Annotated in this window: 2 protein-coding genes; both read left to right on the plus strand. The window is 65.5% G+C overall.

Going from position 1 to position 2,845, the window contains the following annotated elements; translation table 11 throughout:
* On the plus strand, positions 1-451 hold a 451-nt coding region (locus UNPF46_RS36060; protein WP_283811689.1), incomplete at its 5' end, for a flagellin.
* 219 nt (positions 452-670) lie between these two features.
* Positions 671-2,845, plus strand: a 2,175-nt coding sequence (locus tag UNPF46_RS36065) for a DUF1522 domain-containing protein (RefSeq protein ID WP_142253212.1), incomplete at its 3' end; no start/stop codon positions are given.

Below are 2,845 nucleotides of genomic sequence, written 5' to 3' on the forward strand. Positions count from 1 at the left end.
CACCTCGCAGGACTCCTCGTTCAACGGCGTGAACCTCTTGAACGGCGACCAGCTCAAGCTGGTGTTCGACGAGACCGGCAAGTCGAGCCTGAACATCACCGGCGTGACCTACAACTCGAAGGGTCTGGGCCTTGCCTCGCTGACCGTCGGCGTCGACTTCATCGACAACGCCGCCGCCAACCGGGTGCTGACCAACCTGAACTCGGCATCGAGCACGCTGCGCTCGGAAGCCTCGAGCCTCGGCTCGAACCTCTCGGTCGTGCAGATCCGTCAGGACTTCAACAAGAACCTGATCAACGTGCTGCAGACCGGCTCGTCCAACCTGACCCTGGCCGACACCAACGTCGAGGCGGCCAACAGCCAGGCGCTGTCGACCCGCCAGTCCATCGCGGTCTCCGCGCTGTCGCTGGCCAACACCTCGCAGCAGAGCGTGCTCCAGTTACTCAGGTAATAAGCGACTGAAATAACTGGATAAAATCGACCGGCGGGGCCATTTGTCCCGCCGGTCTTTTTTGCGTCCGGACACGGGCAGGGGCCTTCACCGGCCATTAACCCTATCCCTTAAACCGGCGTTAACCATACTTTAAAGGAGACCCCCTAAGACTGGACAAAAGCCCGCTTTGCAGACCGCGCGGCCGATTCGTATCCGGTTCAAGAGGAAGACTCGCCAATGTCCAACATCGTTCTCTCGGCGTCCGTTCGCCAGAACCTGTTGTCGCTGCAGTCGACGGCCGACTTGCTGGCCACGACGCAGGAGCGGCTGTCGACCGGCAAGAAGGTCAACACGGCGCTCGACAATCCCACCAACTTCTTCACCGCCCAGGGGCTGGACAACCGGGCGAGCGACATCAGCAACCTGCTCGACGGCATCAACAACGGCGTCCAGGTGCTGCAGGCCGCCAACACCGGCATCACCTCGCTGCAGAAGCTGATCGACAGTGCCAAGTCGATCGCCAACCAGGCGCTGCAGACCACGGTCGGCTATTCCACCAAGTCGAACGTCTCCACCACCATTCCCGGGGCGACGCCCGCCGACCTGCGCGGCACGACCTCCTATGCGAGCGCAACCGCGAAAAGCAACGTGCTCTATACCGGCGCGGCCGGCGGCGTCACCCCGGTCACGGGAACTGCCGCGCTTGGCGCCTCGCTGGGCTCGAGCGCCGGCACGTTGGTCGGATTTGCGGCGACCGCGGCCGACGGCACCACCGTGCTCAGCGGCACCGCCACGCTGGTCGGCACCACCGCATCCACGACCTTCGGCGCCGCGCCCGCGGACGGCGACACCATCACGGTGAACGGCAAGAGCATCACCTTCCGCACCGGCGTCGCACCGAGCACGCAGCCGACCGGCTGGGGTCTCGACGCCAGCGGCCACATCGCCACCGACGGCAACGGCAATTCGATCGTCTACGAGGGAACGCCGACCGCGCCCGGAGCGACCATCAACGACGTCCTCACCGCGATCGACCTCGCCAGCGGCGTCAAGACTGCAACCATCAGCGCCAGCGCGGCGACTATCGCCATCAGCGGCGCGGCCGGTCCGGTCGGCACGCTCCAGACGGCATCTTCGATCTCGGGCGGCGGCCAGATCACGCTGAAGAGCTCGACCGGCGCCGATCTGAGCCTGACGGGCAAGGCCGATTTCCTCAACAAGCTCGGTCTGACCGCGGCGACCGGCGCAGGCAATGCGTCCGTGAGCGCGAACCGGTCGACCACCGCCGGCTCGCTCGGCACTCTCGTGCAGGACGGCTCGACGCTGAACATCGACGGCCACACCATCACCTTCAAGAACGCGCAGACGCCACAATCGGCCGCGAGTGTCGCCACCGGCTATGGCGTCAGCGGCAATGTCGTCACCGACGGCAACGGCAACTCGACGGTCTATCTGCAGAGCGCGACGCTGACCGACCTGCTCAACTCGATCGACCTCGCCACCGGCGTGAAGACCGCCAGCATCTTCAATGGTGCGGCGACGCTGCAGACCACGTCGGGCCAGATCCCGTCGTCGGTCAACAGCAGCGGTCAGCTTGCGATCTCCACCGGCGTCAACGCCGATCTCTCGATCACCGGCACCGGCAACGCGCTGAGCGCGTTCGGCCTCAGCGGCAACACGGGAACTGCGACCGCCTTCACCGCGGCGCGCACCTCGGGCGTCGGCGGCATCAGCGGCAAGACGCTGACCTTCACCTCCTTCAACGGCGGCACGCCGGTCAACGTCACCTTCGGCGACGGCACCAACGGCACGGTCAAGACGCTCGACCAGCTCAACGCGCAGCTTCAGGCCAACCACCTCACTGCGACGATCGACGCCAACGGCGTGCTGACGGTCACCACCGTCAACGAATACGCCTCCTCGACGCTGGGGTCGGCGACCGCGGGCGGCGTCGTCGGCGGCACCATCACCGGTGTCCTGGCCTTCACCACCGCGCAGCCGCCGGTGCAGGATCCCGTGGCACAGACCGCGCGCTCCAACCTGGTCAACCAGTTCAACAACATCCTGGCGCAGATCGACACGACCTCGCAGGATTCCTCCTTCAACGGCGTCAACCTGCTCAACGGCGACACGCTGAAGCTCGTCTTCAACGAAACCGGCAGCTCGACGCTCAGCATCAACGGCGTGGTGTTCAACGCGGCCGGACTCGGCCTCAGCAATCTCGTCAACGGCGTCGACTTCATCGACAACGGCGCCACCAACAAGGTGCTGGCCAGCCTCAATGCGGCTTCGAGCACGCTGCGCTCGGAGGGCTCCGCGCTCGGCTCGAACCTCTCGATCGTGCAGGTGCGCCAGGACTTCTCCAAGAACCTGATCAACGTGCTGCAGACCGGCTCGTCCAACCCGACCCTC

Source organism: Bradyrhizobium sp. UNPF46 (assembly GCF_006658625.1).
Classification (GTDB): Bacteria; Pseudomonadota; Alphaproteobacteria; order Rhizobiales; family Xanthobacteraceae; genus Bradyrhizobium; species Bradyrhizobium nitroreducens.